Source organism: Azoarcus sp. PA01 (assembly GCA_001274695.2).
GTDB lineage: Bacteria > Pseudomonadota > Gammaproteobacteria > Burkholderiales > Rhodocyclaceae > Aromatoleum.
Map to the genome: position 1 here is coordinate 39,677 of LARU01000005.1, position 15,773 is coordinate 55,449.

Sequence of the window (15,773 nt, forward strand, 5' to 3'; positions counted from 1 at the left end):
TGTCTATCTGATCACTAGGACCGCTCGATCTGCCGGATCGCACTCGACGAGGTCGAGGCAAACCTTCCGATCGACGCTCTCCATGCCATCGCCAAGCTCAGTCGTTCAGTGTCGAGGATCAGCGCGTTTGCGTCGAACCGCCACACCGGCGAGGGCCTGCTCAAGTATCGTCAGCGCCCCTTGCCACCGATCGCTTCCATCAGCTTTGCGTTCTGGGCTTGGAGTGTCTTGACCTGACCGGTAAGACCCGCGGCACTTTCGCGCGCCGCGGCGTCCTTTGTGACCGCGTCACGGTCCTTCTGCGCCCCTATCAGCTTGTCGGCGCAGCGCTGCGCCTCTTTCGCCACTTCCTTGCGGTGTTCCTGGCAAATCCTCGGCCGCGCTATATACAGCCTTCGAGGTCCGTTCCCGCCTGCTTCAGCTCGCTTCGAAGCTGCTCGGGCTCTTTCAGGTGATGAGCGCGCTCCTGATCCAGGAGCGCGCTCGCCCTCGCCATTTCGACCGCGTGTTGTTCGGCTGCAGCCTGAACGGCTTTCTCAGCCGCCCCCATCGTTCATGCTACTGCGGAATCTCGACGGTCTGCTTTTAGGATTTGGCGAGGGCCTCTTCCAGACGTTGTTGCAGGGTTTCGCGTTCCGCCTTGACCTGCTCGTGCTGCGCCTCGAGGTCATCGACGGTTTGCGCCGCATCGGCGAGCTCGCGCTCGGCCTGATCGCGCTGCTCGCCCGCGGCCCGCACCACCTCGGCAAGGCGGCGCTGAGCAGCTTTGACGGCCTCAGCCCGCCTTATCCGAGCCGCGTCCATCCCGTCAGCCCTCGATCAGCGCGACGAGTTTCACCTGGATCAAGTCGGCCTCGAACTCCATTCCGTCATCCTCATACTTCAACCAGGCCCAGCCCTCGGCTGGCGGGCGCTTGTTGAGGATCATCCGGGCAAGGCGGCCATCGTGCTCGACCTGGATGATCGCCTTCTTGAATTTATCTGAGTCAGCCTCCTTCTTCCCCTTCTTGGAATCCGACCCTTGCTCCCCTTCCTCGGCAGCAACGTCAGTCTTGCTGCTCATGGCGTCCACCGTATTCGGATTGGGCTCGTCCTCGTCACCATGCCGGCGCTTGTCCTCCAGGAACTCGCGCAGCAGTTTGACCGATCCCCGCGTCAGCTCCTGGCTGTCGTCGGCCAACCAGACGCCAACCTCTTCCGGGTTCTTCTTGAACGCCGTCACCAGTTCGTTGACCACGGTCACATCGTTGGCCCGGCCGGTGTTGAACGCCTTGGCGATCGGGTCGGGTAGATCGAGCAGCGTCACGTGCTGGGTCACGAACGCCGGAGACTTGCCAATCTCGCGGGCGATCTCACTTTTCTTCTTGCCAGTCGCCAGCTCGCGGCCGATGAAGTCCGCGATCTCGCGCGGGGTGAGTTCGTTGCGTTGGAGGTTCTCGATAACCTGGTCGGCGTGGTTGTAATCGTTGTCGATAAAGGCCGGAATGGTCGCTCTCTCGGCCCACTGCGACCCACGGTAGCGACGGGCGCCGTGGTTGATGATGTAGCGCCCCTCAGCCTCCGGGTTCTCGCGCACTGAAATCGGTGACTTCACGCCCCGGTCTTTGATCGTCTGCCCAATCTCCGCGATGCTTTCGCGCGAGAAGCCGGGGTTGTCTGCGGTGCGGGGCTGGTTCGGATCTTCGTCGATCAGCTCCAAGGGCAACTCCAAGGGGCCCGCGCCGCGGGCAAGGGGCTCGGGTTCATTCAGGAGGCCCGACAGGTCACCGATGCTATCCAGGCCCAGCCCGGACGCCTGAGGCTGCTCGACGACCTTTTTCTTGGCGTTCTTAACGGCGGTCATTACGCAATCTCCATCTTCGTGAATACATAGTCGGCAACGTCGCGGACTTCCTTCGCCGCCTTACGCGCTGCGGTTTTCTTGATCTTCCAGACAGGTACGCCGCTCGCCAGAGCGTCGGCGATGCTGCTGCGAAGGCCGACGCTGGCCGGAATCATCAATTGCGGATACGCCTTGTGTAGCTCGTCCAAGTGCCGCACATGGCGGGGGTTTCTGGCGTCCACCTTACTCGGCATCATCCCGAGGAATTTCAGCTTGGTATTGACCTTGCGGACGTTCGCAATGGTCGTGACCATCCTCTTGATGCCTTGGATGCTGTATGCCTCCAGCTCGATGGGCGACAGCACATAGTCAGCCGCGAAGAGTGCGGCCGCCATTCCGACGCCAAGCGAAGGGGCGGTATCCACCAGCACTACATCAAAGCCGCAATCGGCCAGGGCCACCACATTAGCCTTGAAGCTCGCGCTCGCCTCGGACACTCCGCGCTTCTCCATGTCCGCCAAACGGGCATCGGACGCGATCAAGTGAATAGCGGGCCCGTCCACGCGGCAAGTGAACCACTGTCGCAGGCTGTCAGCGTCTAGGTCGAACATCTGGCTCGCCAGATAGCCACTTTGGTGGCCCTGCAAGGTGAAGGACGCATTGGCTTGGGTGTCCAGGTCGATCACGGCAACCCGCAAGCCGCGCTCGAGGAAATCGAAGGCGACATGCACCACCGTCGAAGTCTTCCCGACGCCGCCCTTTTGGTTTGCCGTGACCATCGTTTTCATGCTTTGGGTTCCTGTTTTTTCTTGGCGTCCTCGGCCCACTTCTTCACGATGAACGCCTGATGCTCGGGTAGTACTGCCGTGACTCGCTCAAATCCATCCGGTACGGCCTTGGTTATGTGCGCCCCCCATACTCGTTCTACCGCTTGCCAGACTGCTCCCTTGGTCACGCCCAAGACTGTCACGTACTCGGCCTGTTTCTTCCCCTCGACCAGCACACCCCAGGCGATTTCGCGGGTCTGCTTCCCGATTTCGAGGCCCTTAATGGCCTCCAGAAACTGCGCTTCGGTTAACCTCTTCTTCATGATGATGGACTGCACTCATAACATTCCGCAGATGATTGAAATCAGCGACGCCAGCCGCCAATCAGGCTGGTAAAAGTATAGCTATACTTTTACCAGCCTGTCAAATATTTTAGCGGCTAAAATTCCTCCTTAAGCGCTGCGTCAGAGCAGTCGTTTCCGCCCTAACGCGGCTCCAGTGGGCTTTCTGTCAACCCCGTCCCTACAGACCGTCCGCAGGCCGAACCTGCCATTGGTCATGCGTTCATCGTTACCCCTGGCGATCCCGCGCTGGCGTGATCGGTTCTCGCCTGCGGGCTTGGCGATGGACAAGGGCAGAAAAGACTTTCTTTCCCCAATCGGTCTTGTTCGGCGCTCGTGCGCCGGAGCCCTGCGGTTAGAGCGTGTTATGAACTTATGCAGCCGATATAGTTGATGTTTTTTGATCGTTGTGAGCAGAAAACCCTACCCGAGCGATGTCACTGAAGGGGAATGGCATTTCGTGGCCGCGTTCCGGCTGGCGCTGGAAGCAAGTTCATAACACGCTCTGAGTCTCGCAGGCTGCCGAACGTAACAACCCTTCCAAGATCGAATCGTTCCGAGTCAGTCCATCAAATCTTCCTGACAGACGTGCAGCTCCATGAAAGCTACACTCCAGCTGATTGGTGAACGAAGTCAGAGCTGCAATGAGCGCGCGATGACGCCGTCACGTCGGTGTGTTGCCGTTTTGGCAAAATGACGCGGTCGGCCCGCCGGATCTGAGCATCCGCCCACGAGGGCTGCGGGTACTTGCGGCAGTGTCCGTGTAGGAGAAAGACATAGCCATCAGCTCTGTATTCTTCGGGTCGGGCTTACGCGAGAATCGTGCCGTACGTTTTGCGGTGATCTTCGCGGTTGCGATCGCGGTCATCGTCGCGGACTTCACGACATGGATCGAGCTCGACGTCGCCACAATCTACGGACTGCCTCTGGTCCTCGGCGGCGCGACACGTAGTCGAGTTCTGCTGTGGACCCTGACAGGATTGCTTATCGCAGTGACGTTCGTTGTATATGCACTGCAGGTCCCGGAGGGTTCATTCAGCTTGGCGGAGACCTTCTTCGTCAATCGCGTGCTCAACGCGGTTTCATTGCTGCTTCTGGCAGGCCTGCTGCACCTATGGATGAGATCCGCCGCGATCGGCGAAGCGCAAGCGGAACTCATCAAAGAGCAAAACGAGAAGTTGCAAGCTGCCAAGGCATCGCGCCGAATGGTTGAAGTTCAGGAAGCGGAGCGACGGGCACTGGCCAGTCAGCTGCACGATCTGGTTGGGCAGAAGCTGACTGCGCTCAGTATCAATTTGACGATTGCCAAGAGTCAGCTGGCGCCGGGTCAGGCGGTGCAGATCGGGGCCCGATTGGACGATTCGCTAAAGATGGTCGAAGAGACTGCGCAGAGTATTCGAGACGTCATGGCCGAACTGAGGCCGGCTGTCCTCGACGACTTCGGACTCGCACCCGTTTTGCGCTGGTACGCAGAGGAGTTCACCAAGCGAACCGGAGTGGCGACCTCAGTTGTTGAAGAGGGACGAGTTCGTCGGTTGACGCCAACGGCGGAGCACGCGCTCTTTCGCATGGCCCAGAACGCGCTCGCGAACGTGGCCAAGCACGCACGGGCGGACAAGGCTGTGCTGACCCTTCGCACGACGCCTCAGTCGATCTGCATGACCGTCGCCGACAACGGCGACGGCTTTGATCCGACGACAGTTCATCAACCGGCCCGTGACCACGGCTGGGGCTTGATGATCATGCGCGAGCGCGCGGCTGCGGTCGGCGCGCACTTGAAGGTCGACTCGGCGCCGGGGCATGGAACCAGAGTTATCGTGACAATAAATGGGGATGCACGTGATCAAAGTCCTGCTCGCGGATGATCACGCCGTGGTGCGTGACGGCCTGCGTGCCTTGCTCGAAGCGCAGCCTGGAATCGACGTGGTCGGGGACGTCGCGAATGGACGCGAGGCTGTGCGCGAAGCGCAAAGACTTCAGCCGGATGTGGCGATCATGGACATTGCGATGCCCGACCTGAATGGAATCGAGGCGACGCTGCAAATGCAAGATGCTTGTCCATCAACGCAGATCCTGATTCTGTCCATGCATTCAACGACGGAACATATTTTCCGGGCCCTTCGGGCGGGTGCGCGCGGGTACCTGCTGAAGGACTCTGCTGGAGTCGAGGTGGTCGAGGCGGTGCGTGTCGTCCACGCAGGGCGGCGCTATCTCAGTCAGAAGATCGCCGCGACCGTGATTGACGACTACATTGCCGAGCGCCACCGGACGAGCCCACTGGACAGCCTGAGTCGTCGCGAACGGCAAATTCTGCAGCTGATTGTGGAGGGGAAAACGAGTGCCGAGGTTGGAACCATGCTTTTTCTGTCGCCGAAGACGATCGATACCTATCGCAGTCGAATGATGCACAAGCTGGGTATCAGCGATCTTCCCAATCTCGTCAAATTCGCGATCCAGCACGGGATCACGCAACTCGACTGAGCGCGAGTTGCCCATTCAAATCGGTGGAAGCACAAGAAGGAGCAACGCCGTGGCAGGGAGTCTCGATTTTCCGGTGCGGCCCGGTACCCGGCGCGTCGCCCTGGTGTTACAAGGAGGCGGCGCCTTGGGTGCATACCAGGTGGGGGTGTTTCAGGCGCTCGACGAGCATGGATTCACACCGGATTGGGTGGGCGGCACGTCGATCGGCGCGATCAACGGGGCGATCATCGCCGGCAACCCCCCTGGCCAACGCCTCGAATCTCTGAAGCGTTTCTGGAATGCCGTGGTGCATGAGGATCCAGTCGACTTGCGCAGACTGCCAGACGTCGTGCGCCAGACCTACAGCTACTGGACGGCGATAGCCTCCATGATCGGCGGAAGACCGCATTTCTTCTCACCTCACCCATTCCTGCCGTTCGGCGTCGGCAATGCAGGATCGGCAGATACCGCAAGCTTCTACGATACCGGTCCGTTGCGTGAATCCTTGCTGGAGAGCCTCGATTTCGAGTATCTGAACAACGGATCCATACGTTTCAGCCTCGGAGCGGTGCATGTCGCGAGCGGCCGACTACGCTATTTCGATAATTCACTCCAGCGCATCGGCATCGAGCACATCCTGGCCAGCAGCGCGTTACCCCCGGCCTTTCCTCCCGTACTGGTCGATGGCGAGCTGTACTGGGACGGCGGGGTCTACTCAAACACGCCGCTCGATGTGGTGCTCGACGATTATCCGCGAGTCAATACGCTGTGCTTCATGGTTGACCTGTGGAGCGCGTGCGGTCACGAGCCTCATTCGATCAGCCAGACCCTGGACCGACAGAAGGACATCATGTACGCGAGTCGTTCCGACCGCAACGTAGAGACTTACGAGGCGATGCACAATCTGCGTCGAGTGATTCGCGAGCTTTATGGCCAGTTGTCGGAGGCAAAGCGCAAGGATCCGAAAATGCGAAAGCTCGCGGAACGGGGGTGCCACACGACCATGGACATCGTGCATCTGGGCAACCGGGACCGGGGCTGGGAGCTCGCGAGCAAGGACATCGATTTCTCCCGCACCGCCATCGACGAGCGCTGGCAACTCGGCTACGCCGACGCGACGAGGGTGCTGGATCGGGCGGCGTGGATGGATCCGGTCGATCCGCTGGTCGGCGTGGTCGTGCACCGGATGCCGACCCTCACTGCATGAACCATCCGTGACTCACCACCAGCGATTGCCCAGTGAGTGCCTTGCTGGGGAACGCGGCGAACAGGAGCGCTACCTCGGCGACATCGTCGACAGTGGTGAATTCGCCGTCGACCGTTTCCTTCAACATGACCTTCTTGATGACGTCATCCTCGGAAATACCGAGTTCCTGGGCTTGTTCGGGAATTTGACGATCCACAAGCGGGGTGCGCACGAAACCGGGACAAATGACGTTCGCGCGAACTCCGTGGGCGGCGCCTTCCTTCGCGACCACCTTGGCGAGTCCGATCAGCCCGTGTTTTGCGGTAACGTAAGGCGCCTTCAGTACTGAACCTTCCTTGGAGTGTACCGAGCCCATGTAGATGACACTTCCGCGACCAGCACGGTACATGTGGGGCAAGCACGCACGGGTGGTGAGGAACGCGCCATCGACGTGGATGGCGATCAGCTTTCTCCAGTCGGCGTAGCTGAACTCCTCGACCGGGTGGACGATTTGGATGCCGGCGTTGCTGACCAGGATGTCAATCCCGCCATAGACGGCGGCCACCGCTGCCACGCCGTCATTGACCGCGTCTTCGCAGGTCACGTCCATCGCCACGCCGGATGCTTCCCCGCCAGCGCTCTTGATCTCCGTGGCGGCCGCCTGCGCGGCATCGAGATCGAGGTCGGCGATGGCGACCTTCGCGCCTTCACGGGCGTAGCGCTGCGCGATGGCCTTGCCGATGCCGCTTGCTGCCCCGGTGACGATCGCGATTTTGCCTTCGAGTTTCATCGGTAGTCCTTCCAGCCATAAGCATCAACGGGACGTATTGCACGATAGACATCGTTCACGCACTTGCCTTGGCTTCCCCTTTATGCATCGCGTCGATGGCGATAACCGAGTGTGCGTACGCTGCCCCGGCACGCATCTCGGCGGCAACCCATATCGCTTCCATGAGTTCCTGCTCGGTCGCGCCTTTTTGCATTGCGAGCTCTGTGTGGCCGCGGATGCAGTAGGGGCACTGCGTGACATGCGCGACCGCCACCGCGATGAGCTGCTTGGTCTTCTCCGGCAAGGCGCCGTCGGAAAAAACCCGCTTCCCGAATTCGCGAAACGCGGTGTGGATCTCCGGCGCCAGTTCCCTTCGCTTTTGCGCTAGATTTTGCGTGGCATTCGGATACATCTGCTGTTCCATTTTGAACGCTCCATTCAAGGAACTACGCTCCCCATCCTGAGTTGCCGGGGGATTACCTGATCCTCACGCCGGCAGCTCGATACGCAGCTTCTTCGGTGCCGCTGCCGGTATTCGACATTGTGCACACCGCGGATCAGCGGGCATGCCGCCGAATGACTTCAGCGTTGCCTCCCTCAAGCCGACATCACGACATTTCTTGTGCAACTCCGGTTGAACGAACTGTGTCTGGGTTCGACGCGAACGACCATCAGGAATGCTTGATGATTTGTGTAGGGAGATTTGGATCATCCGAGAGGGGCGCTGCACCGACCCGTCCGGCATCGAGAAATCCGCACGCGAAGCGTCAAGATCCGCCTACATTCGCGCCTTCAAGCCCGCGCTAGTGTCAAAGCATCATCGCCACGCACAAATCGAAGCCGCGACTTGCCAAAACGGAGACTCTGCGCATCGACGGCGTTTCGATCCTTATTGAACGTCTTTCTTACTCGAGGAGATTCGACATGATGAGAAACGGCAACTCCCTTTTTGTGCGGTGCCGCGGCACGATTGCCGGACTCGCACTGGCGCTGCCCTTGGCAATGGTCGCGTCGCCCGCCCCCGCCGCGGACATCACGACGTCGCCGCCTACGAGCTTCAAGAAAGTCAGCTCGCTGGTCAAGCTGCCGGACTTCGTGCCGGGATTGGGAACGCTGTATGTCGATCCGGCGACGTTGCCGATCGGGCCGTTCCTCGGCTACAACCACCAGGGCAAGCTGGTCAACATCACGTACATGGTTCCGCTCAAGGACCTCGACGCTCACAAGAATTTCGAGACGCTGGGCGAGGTCGCCGCGGGCATCAAGCTCAACCATACTGACATTCAGTACAACCCGGGGCATCCCGGCGTGGAAGAGCCGCACTACCACATCGTTCAATGGCTGATCAGCCCTGCCGACGTCCAGGCACAGATGAAGTAAATATCGATCGTGCAGAGGCGCTTGGACATGAAACTGAGGCGAATGAAGGCAGCGGCTGGCCGCAAAGCTCTCCTGGTGGCGTGCCTTACGGTCGCCGCAGCACTCGGCGAAGCGGCGCCCGCGACCGCCGCGACAGTGGAAGTCAAGCTGGTGCAGACGCCGGCGGGCGACACGTATTTCGATCCGGCCGGCGTTCACATCGCCCCCGGCGACACGGTTCGGTGGGTGCAGCTCAGCGGGTTCCATTCGATCGCCGCCTACCATCCGAGCAACGACAATCATGAGCTGCGGATTCCCGTATCGGCCAAGGCGTGGGATTCCGGAGTTCTGCTCGCCGAGAATCCCAAGCGCGCCGCGGCATTCGAGCACGTATTCACCGTGCAAGGCGTCTACGATTATTTTTGCAAGCCGCATGAAATGGCCGGCATGGTCGGACGCATCGTGGTCGGCGCTCCCGGCGACGGCCCGGGGACGAAACCTGTCGGCTATGCACCGGGCGAGCGCTGGAAGCCGGTTCCGGAAGTCGCGCGCGCCGCGTTTCCCCCGATCGACGAGATTCTGCAGAAAGGGACGGTGCGCGGGGCGGGTGCCGCCGCGTTGCAATGACATACCGATTGACAATAAAGCAGACCGAGCGGAGCGGTCGGATGATCGGCTCGCTGCGCCGCGGCCGGAGGTCCGTCCATGATCGAGCTTCAGCGAGTCTACGAGCATCACAACGCCCACGGAACCCGGTTCCTGGTGGAGCGGCTCTGGCCACGCGGAATCAGGAAGGAATCCCTGCAATTCAGCGACTGGCTCAAGGAGGCTGCGCCGAGCGGCGCATTGCGTCGCTGGTTCCAGCACGACGTGACCAAATGGCCGGAGTTCCAGCGCCGCTACAGGATCGAGCTCGACACGCATCCCGAGGCGTGGGCCTCGATCGTCGAGGCGGCTCGCGCGGGCGACGTCGTTCTTCTGTACAGCTCGCACGATACCGAGCACAACAACGCGGTGGTATTGCGCGACTATCTCAACGAGAAGCTCGGCCAAGGCGTGTAAGTGGAAGTCGACCATCGCGTGCCACAGCGTGGCCGCCGAGCGGCATGTCGACCAATATGGAAGCATACGAAGGTCCGTTATCCGGCGAGCAAGATCGTGCGGCGGTCGCAGCACTGCTCGCACTGGTGGAAGTGTTCATCAATGCCGCCACGCCGATCGAACTCGATGGCGTTGCGATATACGGTCTTCTCCTGGGTTTTCGCTGGCGGCAACCAGGACAGTGTGCAACAAGCCTGAAGGAGGTTTTGCATCATGCAGACCAACGTCAAACTGATTCGTAAAGAGATGATTGCTGACGGCACCATGGCATTTCACTTCGCCAAGCCGGAAGGATTCGAGTTTCGCGCCGGACAATTTGCCGACTTCACGCTAATCGACCCGCCCGAGACCGACGACGAAGGCAATACCCGCGGGTTTTCACTGATGCAGGCACCCTACGAGCCGGATCTGGTCGCCGCGACCCGCATGCGCGATACCGCCTTCAAGCGGGTGCTGAAGAATCTGCCGATCGGCACCGAGGTCAAGCTCGATGCGCCGTACGGTGACTTCACGCTGCATAAGACCGAATCCACTCCGGCAGTTTTCATCATCGGCGGCATCGGCGTCACCCCGGTGCGCAGCATGATTGCCCAGGCCACTCATGACAGGACCACGCATCAGATCACCTTGCTGCACGCTAGTGTCCTGAGTTAAAAATTTGTTGAACAACTAGCTCATCCGCTGGTCTCTCATGCCGTACGATTGGCGACAGGAGGCAGCGATGGGCAGACCGAAGGTGGAGATCGTGCTGAACGAGAGCGAGCGCGAGCAGCTTGAAGCCTGGACGCGTCGGCGTAAGACCGCGCAGGCGCTCGCATTGCGCTCGCGGATCGTTCTCGAGTGTGCGACGGGTGTCGACAGCAAGGTTGTCGCGCAACGCTTGTCGGTGTCGCAGCAGATGGTATCGAAATGGCGCAACCGCTTTGACGCGAATCGGCTCGATGGCCTGCTCGATGCCCCGCGCTCGGGGGCGCCGCGTACGATCGACGATACCCGTGTCGATGCGGTGATTGCCAAGACGCTCGAAACGGTGCCGAAGAATGCCACCCATTGGAGTACGCGCAGCATGGCGCGCGAGATGGGGATGTCGCAGACGGCGGTCAGCCGCATCTGGCGCGCCTTCGGCCTGCAACCGCACCGGCAGGAAACATTCAAGCTCTCGACCGATCCGCTGTTCGTCGACAAGGTCCGCGACATCGTCGGGTTGTATCTGGATCCCCCGGTCAAGGCGATGGTGTTGTGCGTCGATGAGAAGAGCCAGATCCAGGCGCTCGACCGCACCCAGCCGATCCTGCCGCTGGCGCCGGGACTTCCCGAACGGCGAACGCATGACTATATGCGCCACGGCACAACGACTTTGTTTGCGGCGCTCGATGTCGCCACCGGAGAAGTCATCGGGGAACTGCACCGACGCCACCGCAGCCGCGAGTTTCTGGCCTTTCTGCGCACCATCGAAGCCAACGTCCCAGCCGGTCTGGACATCCATCTGGTGATGGACAACTACGGCACGCACAAGACGCCAAAGGTCAGGAGTTGGTTTGCCCGTCATCCGCGTTTCCACGTCCATTTCACCCCGACCTCGGCCTCCTGGATCAACCAGGTCGAACGCTGGTTTGCCGAGCTCACCGAAAAACAGATTCGTCGCGGCACCCACCGTTCCACCCGCCAACTCGAGCAGGCCATCCGCGACTACCTTGCTCGCTACAACGATGATCCCAAACCCTTCGCATGGACCAAATCAACTGACGACATCCTCGCCAGCCTTGAACGATTTTGTATGCGAATTTCTAACTCAGCACACTAGCCGCACGCCGGCCGATCTGCCGCTGAAAAGTGACTTCGAGCAACTGGCCAAGGAGAATCCGAATTTCCGTTATGTCCCGACCGTCACCGAGGCACCCGACGAGTGGCCCGGAGAGCACGGGCGCGTCGATGCCGCGATGGTGAGGAAATACGTACCGGATTTGCATAGGCCCATTTACTACCTGTCCGGTCCGGACAGCATGGTCAAGGCCATGCGGGCACTGCTGGTGAGTCTCGATGTCAGCGAGGACAATATCCGCACGGAAGAATTTACCGGTTATTGATTGCGCCAGGTGTGTGATGACCTCGCGCAAGTCCGGAAATGCTTATCCGCGTCGCGTATCGGGCAGCCGATCGGCGATGATGCGATGAAGTGCATGCGCTCCGATCCGACACCCGAACAACCCGCCGATCGATCTGCACCTGCACCTGCTCCGCCGCCAGCGCCAGCGCCAGCGCACATTAACCCGCCCGACTCCAAACGTCGCGAGCGACCCACGCCCGAGGGCGACGACCTCGATCCGATACGTTACGGCGATTGGGAGAAGAATTCGCGCGACGAAGCCACCGGCGAGCGACTGGATTATCTCCACGATCCGTTCCGCCTGTACCGCTGTCACACCATCATGAACTGCACCAACACCTGCCCGAAGAGCCTGAATCCTGCCAAGGCAATCGCCGAGATCAAGCAGATGCTCGTCAACCGTACGGTGTAAACATCAGGCAGGGCCGGCACAACCCTATCGGGAGGAGATCGCGTCATGGCAAGCAAGAACAGCTTCGGAGCCCGTGGAACCTTGGAGGTCGGGGCGAAGGCCTACGAAATCTACCGGCTCGACGCGGTAACCGGCGAGGGGGCCGACGTCGCAAGCCTTCCATACGCGCTGAAGATCCTGCTCGAGAACCTGCTGCGCACCGAGAACGAGGGCGACGTCACCGCCGACGACATCGGGGCGCTAGCCGCGTGGGATCCGGGCGCCAGGCCCGACCGGGAGATCGCGTTCACACCCGCCCGGGTGATCCTGCAGGACTTCACCGGCGTGCCCGCCGTCGTCGATCTGGCTGCGATGCGGGAAGCCATGGGCTCGCTCGGCGGCGACCCGACGTTGATCAATCCGCTTGCACCGGTCGAGCTCGTCATCGACCACTCGGTGATCGTCGATGTATTCGGCAAGCCGGAGGCATTCGAGCGCAACGTCGAGATCGAGTACCAGCGCAACCTGGAGCGGTATCAGTTCCTGCGCTGGGGGCAGGACGCCTTTAACGACTTCAAGGTCGTGCCCCCCGACACCGGCATCGTCCACCAGGTGAACCTCGAGCACCTCGCCCGGGTGGTTTTCACGCGCGAGGAGAACGGGCCGCCGTCGCCTATCCCGACACCTGCGTCGGAACCGACTCTCACACGCCGATGGTCAACGGACTCGGGGTCGTGGCGTGGGGCGTGGGCGGCATCGAGGCGGAGGCCGCGATGCTCGGCCAGCCGGTGTCGATGCTGATTCCGCAGGTGCTCGGCTTCAAGCTGACCGGCAAACTGCCCGAAGGCTCCACCGCTACCGACTTGGTGCTCACCATTACCGAGATGCTTCGCCGCCACCGCGTGGTCGGCAAGTTCGTCGAGTTCTACGGCCCCGGCGTAAGCGCCGTCCCGCTGGCCAATCGCGCGACGATCGGCAACATGAGTCCCGAGTACGGCTCCACGATCTCGATCTTTCCGATCGACGACGAAACCCTGCGCTATCTCGAGCTGACCGGGCGCTCATCCGAGCAGATCGATCTCGTGCAGGCCTACGCCAAGGCGCAAGGGCTCTGGCACGATCCGCAGGCCGAGCCGCGCTACTCCGAGGTGCTCGAACTCGATCTCTCCACTGTGGTTCCCTCGATCGCCGGTCCCAAACGGCCGCAGGATCGCGTCCCCCTCTTGCAAGCGAAGGAAGCGTTCCACGGCGCGCTGGCGACATTCATCCACAAGCCCGAGCAGAAGCAGCGGGGATACGATAACGCGGTCGCCGAATCGTTTCCGGCTTCGGATCCGCCGGCCTATAAAAGCTCGACGGTCCACTCTCCGTCCCCGAGCGATCATCTCGCCGAGGCGCCCGCCGGAGGCTATCGCTTGCGCGACCCCGTGCCGGTCGCGCTGGCCGACGGCACCGGGTGCGAGATCGATCACGGGTCGGTGGTCATCGCCGCGATCACCTCCTGCACCAACACCTCGAATCCCACGGTGATGCTCGCCGCCGCGCTGCTGGCAAAGAAGGCGATCGAGAAGGGGCTGACCCGCAAGCCGTGGGTGAAGACCAGCCTCGCGCCCGGCTCCAGGGTCGTCACGGACTACTACGAGCGTGCCGGCCTCACTCGCTACCTCGATGCGCTCGGCTTCAACCTCGTCGGCTACGGCTGCATGACCTGCATCGGCAACTCGGGACCGCTGATTCCGGAGGTGAGCGAGGCGGTCAGGGAGCACGACCTGTCCGTCGTGTCGGTGCTCTCCGGCAACCGCAACTTCGAGGGCCGGATCCACCCCGAAGTCAAGATGAATTACCTGATGTCGCCGCCGCTGGTGGTCGCGTACGCCCTGGCGGGCACCATGGACATCGACCTGTTCCGAGAGCCTCTCGGCAAAGGCCGCGACGGCCAGGACGTGTTCCTGAAAGACGTCTGGCCGTCCGCGAGTGAGGTCGAGGCGGTGGTCGACACGTCCATCGTCTCGGAGATGTTCAAGACCGGCTACGCTGACGTGTTCGAGGGCGACGAGCGCTGGAAGTCGCTGCCCACGCCGCACGGCGACCTCTTCGCCTGGAATGCGGCCTCGACCTACGTCCGCAAGCCGCCGTATTTCGAGAACATGCCCCGCACGCCATTGCCGGTCGCCGACATCATCGGTGCCCGGGTGCTGGCTCTTCTGGGCGACTCGGTGACCACCGACCACATCAGCCCCGCCGGCTCCATCGCGAAGAATTCCCCGGCCGCGGTCTACCTGCTCTCTCACGGCGTGGCGCAACACGACTTCAACTCCTACGGTTCACGCCGAGGCAATCACGAGGTGATGATCCGCGGCACCTTCGCCAACGTGCGCCTGCGCAACCAACTCGCGCCAGGCACCGAGGGCGGCTACACGTGCGACTTCACGAAGAGCGATGCGCCGGTCACCACCATCTTCGACGCCTCGCGATCCTATATCGCCGCCGGCACCCCGCTGGTCATCCTGGCCGGCAAGGAATACGGTTCCGGATCCTCGCGCGACTGGGCCGCCAAGGGCACGTTGCTGCTGGGCGTGCACGCGGTGATCGCCGAGTCCTACGAGCGCATCCATCGCTCGAATCTGCTCGGCATGGGCGTTATGCCGCTGCAGTTCCCCGAGGGCGAGAACGCGGCGTCGCTCGGCCTGACCGGAGAGGAAACCTTCGACATCGTCGGCATCACGGCACTTAACGAGGACCGCACCCCGGCAACGGTGAAAGTGAAAGCCGGAGACGTCGAATTCGACGCAATCGTCCGCATCGAAACGCCCAGCGAGGCGGACTACTATCGCCACGGCGGAATCATGCAGTACGTGCTGCGCAACCTGCTGCGGTAGGGGGCAGGGCCGGGAACCCGTTCCCAGCCCGGGCTGCCGTGGCTTCACCGCGTCGCGCATGCGATCGCACTCTTCGGGCATGCCTGCAGTCCCTCGCAGCCAGTGCATCCTGCGCGGCGGTCGGGGTCTCCTTGCCGAAGACGCAAGCAATTTAATAGGATTTGCCCTGAATAGGAGAAGTACGGGTCATGAATACGAAGCTGGTCAGCAGCATAGGAGACGTTGCACGTTCGCGCCTGGTAATCGTTGGCGTCGATGCCTTGCTCACGGAGTTGGGCGGGCTTATGAAGCGCGGGAGCGGGTTCGTGATCGCCGCACTTACCAAAGCCATCCTTGGCCCGCAACGGCACGGCAGAGAGCACGGGTGTGCGTGGCAAAAGGCGGTATTTGGGAAGTCTCGCGCCTCGAGTGCACTCGCCAGGTATTCGGAGACGGGCCGCAGCGGTGGCGGGTGCGGCACGCCCCTTATGGTGCCCGAGGCCGTCGAGCAGACGGCGAAAGCGCTGTTCGCACGTTACGTCCAGCGGTTCAAAGCTCTGGCTTCGCTCAGGTACGGTTACGCAATCTAAGTAAGCGGGCCCCTTCTACAAC

The 15,773-nt window shown here is 61.5% G+C and carries 17 protein-coding genes and 3 pseudogenes; 13 read left to right on the top strand and 7 right to left on the bottom strand.

Annotated elements, in window-relative coordinates; all coding sequences use genetic code 11:
- Window positions 1-170: 170 nt before the first annotated feature.
- The 5 genes from PA01_19435 to PA01_19455 all read right to left on the bottom strand — a co-directional run bounded on the left by PA01_19435 (window position 171) and on the right by PA01_19455 (window position 2,912).
- Entirely contained in the window at window positions 171-347 is a 177-nt protein-coding gene (locus PA01_19435) for a hypothetical protein (protein KAI5911996.1), read from the bottom strand.
- Between the two features lie 238 nt (window positions 348-585).
- Window positions 586-804 carry a hypothetical protein gene (locus PA01_19440; GenBank protein KAI5911997.1) on the bottom strand — a complete coding sequence of 73 codons (219 nt, stop codon included), beginning with the start codon at window positions 802-804 and terminating at the stop codon, window positions 586-588.
- Window positions 805-808: 4 nt separating this feature from the next.
- A complete protein-coding gene (locus tag PA01_19445; GenBank protein KAI5911998.1) occupies window positions 809-1,843 on the bottom strand; it encodes a ParB/RepB/Spo0J family partition protein in 1,035 nt (344 codons plus the stop codon).
- Window positions 1,843-2,610, bottom strand: a complete 768-nt coding sequence (locus PA01_19450) for a ParA family protein (protein KAI5911999.1) — start codon at window positions 2,608-2,610, stop codon at window positions 1,843-1,845. The genes PA01_19445 and PA01_19450 overlap by 1 nt, the downstream gene beginning before the upstream one ends.
- Window positions 2,607-2,912: a transcriptional regulator KorA gene (locus PA01_19455; protein KAI5912061.1), complete on the bottom strand. Its 306-nt coding sequence runs from the start codon at window positions 2,910-2,912 to the stop codon at window positions 2,607-2,609. The genes PA01_19450 and PA01_19455 overlap by 4 nt, the downstream gene beginning before the upstream one ends.
- An 857-nt stretch (window positions 2,913-3,769) precedes the next feature.
- Here PA01_19455 and PA01_19460 point away from each other — a divergent pair.
- The 3 genes from PA01_19460 to PA01_19470 are packed head-to-tail and all read left to right on the top strand — an operon-like array spanning window position 3,770 to window position 6,597.
- Complete coding sequence (locus PA01_19460) at window positions 3,770-4,795, top strand: sensor histidine kinase (protein KAI5912000.1); 1,026 nt, start codon at window positions 3,770-3,772, stop codon at window positions 4,793-4,795.
- Entirely contained in the window at window positions 4,770-5,411 is a 642-nt protein-coding gene (locus PA01_19465; protein ID KAI5912001.1) for a response regulator transcription factor, read from the top strand. Before PA01_19460 ends, PA01_19465 begins: the two co-directional genes overlap by 26 nt.
- 49 nt (window positions 5,412-5,460) lie before the next feature.
- Window positions 5,461-6,597, top strand: a complete 1,137-nt coding sequence (locus PA01_19470) for a patatin-like phospholipase family protein (protein ID KAI5912002.1) — start codon at window positions 5,461-5,463, stop codon at window positions 6,595-6,597.
- Here the strand turns inward: PA01_19470 and PA01_19475 are convergent.
- The gene (locus PA01_19475) at window positions 6,587-7,366 is read right to left on the bottom strand and encodes a 3-hydroxybutyrate dehydrogenase (GenBank protein KAI5912003.1); all 780 of its coding nucleotides are present in this window, start codon (window positions 7,364-7,366) and stop codon (window positions 6,587-6,589) included. The two genes, PA01_19470 and PA01_19475, sit on opposite strands and share 11 nt — an antisense overlap.
- Window positions 7,367-7,421: 55 nt before the next feature.
- Entirely contained in the window at window positions 7,422-7,769 is a 348-nt protein-coding gene (locus tag PA01_19480; protein ID KAI5912004.1) for a carboxymuconolactone decarboxylase family protein, read from the bottom strand.
- Between the two features lie 500 nt (window positions 7,770-8,269).
- Here PA01_19480 and PA01_19485 point away from each other — a divergent pair, with 500 nt between their 5' ends.
- The 10 genes and pseudogenes from PA01_19485 (at window position 8,270) to PA01_19530 (ending at window position 15,751) form a co-directional block, all read left to right on the top strand.
- The gene (locus tag PA01_19485) at window positions 8,270-8,725 is read left to right on the top strand and encodes a hypothetical protein (GenBank protein KAI5912005.1); all 456 of its coding nucleotides are present in this window, start codon (window positions 8,270-8,272) and stop codon (window positions 8,723-8,725) included.
- Between the two features lie 27 nt (window positions 8,726-8,752).
- Entirely contained in the window at window positions 8,753-9,331 is a 579-nt protein-coding gene (locus PA01_19490; GenBank protein KAI5912006.1) for a plastocyanin/azurin family copper-binding protein, read from the top strand.
- 78 nt (window positions 9,332-9,409) lie between these two features.
- Window positions 9,410-9,766 (top strand): DUF488 family protein, encoded by a 357-nt coding sequence (locus PA01_19495; GenBank protein ID KAI5912007.1) that lies wholly within the window; start codon window positions 9,410-9,412, stop codon window positions 9,764-9,766.
- 44 nt (window positions 9,767-9,810) lie between these two features.
- A complete protein-coding gene (locus PA01_19500) occupies window positions 9,811-10,047 on the top strand; it encodes a hypothetical protein (GenBank protein ID KAI5912008.1) in 237 nt (78 codons plus the stop codon).
- Window positions 10,019-10,447: pseudogene (locus PA01_19505) on the top strand (FAD-dependent oxidoreductase). The gene PA01_19500 and the pseudogene PA01_19505 overlap by 29 nt, the downstream one beginning before the upstream one ends.
- A gap of 79 nt (window positions 10,448-10,526) precedes the next feature.
- Window positions 10,527-11,609: an IS630 family transposase gene (locus PA01_19510; GenBank protein KAI5912009.1), complete on the top strand. Its 1,083-nt coding sequence runs from the start codon at window positions 10,527-10,529 to the stop codon at window positions 11,607-11,609.
- Complete coding sequence (locus PA01_19515) at window positions 11,569-11,892, top strand: FAD-dependent oxidoreductase (GenBank protein ID KAI5912010.1); 324 nt, start codon at window positions 11,569-11,571, stop codon at window positions 11,890-11,892. Before PA01_19510 ends, PA01_19515 begins: the two co-directional genes overlap by 41 nt.
- A gap of 264 nt (window positions 11,893-12,156) precedes the next feature.
- A pseudogene (gene sdhB, locus PA01_19520) lies at window positions 12,157-12,324 on the top strand (succinate dehydrogenase iron-sulfur subunit).
- A gap of 45 nt (window positions 12,325-12,369) precedes the next feature.
- A pseudogene (locus PA01_19525) lies at window positions 12,370-15,182 on the top strand (aconitate hydratase).
- Window positions 15,183-15,370: 188 nt separating this feature from the next.
- A complete protein-coding gene (locus PA01_19530; GenBank protein KAI5912011.1) occupies window positions 15,371-15,751 on the top strand; it encodes a hypothetical protein in 381 nt (126 codons plus the stop codon).
- The last annotated feature ends 22 nt before the right edge of the window (window positions 15,752-15,773 follow it).

What these genes read in the sequence shown, in the direction of transcription:
- PA01_19495 (KAI5912007.1), top strand. Translation starts at nt 9,410, where the DNA reads ATGATCGAGCTTCAGCGAGTCTACGAGCATCACAACGCCCACGGAACC.
- PA01_19530 (KAI5912011.1), top strand. Translation starts at nt 15,371, where the DNA reads ATGAATACGAAGCTGGTCAGCAGCATAGGAGACGTTGCACGTTCGCGC.
- PA01_19490 (KAI5912006.1), top strand. Translation starts at nt 8,753, where the DNA reads ATGAAACTGAGGCGAATGAAGGCAGCGGCTGGCCGCAAAGCTCTCCTG.
- PA01_19475 (KAI5912003.1), bottom strand. Translation starts at nt 7,366, where the DNA reads ATGAAACTCGAAGGCAAAATCGCGATCGTCACCGGGGCAGCAAGCGGC.
- PA01_19445 (KAI5911998.1), bottom strand. Translation starts at nt 1,843, where the DNA reads ATGACCGCCGTTAAGAACGCCAAGAAAAAGGTCGTCGAGCAGCCTCAG.
- PA01_19485 (KAI5912005.1), top strand. Translation starts at nt 8,270, where the DNA reads ATGATGAGAAACGGCAACTCCCTTTTTGTGCGGTGCCGCGGCACGATT.
- PA01_19510 (KAI5912009.1), top strand. Translation starts at nt 10,527, where the DNA reads ATGGGCAGACCGAAGGTGGAGATCGTGCTGAACGAGAGCGAGCGCGAG.
- PA01_19480 (KAI5912004.1), bottom strand. Translation starts at nt 7,769, where the DNA reads ATGGAACAGCAGATGTATCCGAATGCCACGCAAAATCTAGCGCAAAAG.
- PA01_19450 (KAI5911999.1), bottom strand. Translation starts at nt 2,610, where the DNA reads ATGAAAACGATGGTCACGGCAAACCAAAAGGGCGGCGTCGGGAAGACT.
- PA01_19455 (KAI5912061.1), bottom strand. Translation starts at nt 2,912, where the DNA reads ATGAAGAAGAGGTTAACCGAAGCGCAGTTTCTGGAGGCCATTAAGGGC.
- PA01_19440 (KAI5911997.1), bottom strand. Translation starts at nt 804, where the DNA reads ATGGACGCGGCTCGGATAAGGCGGGCTGAGGCCGTCAAAGCTGCTCAG.
- PA01_19500 (KAI5912008.1), top strand. Translation starts at nt 9,811, where the DNA reads ATGTCGACCAATATGGAAGCATACGAAGGTCCGTTATCCGGCGAGCAA.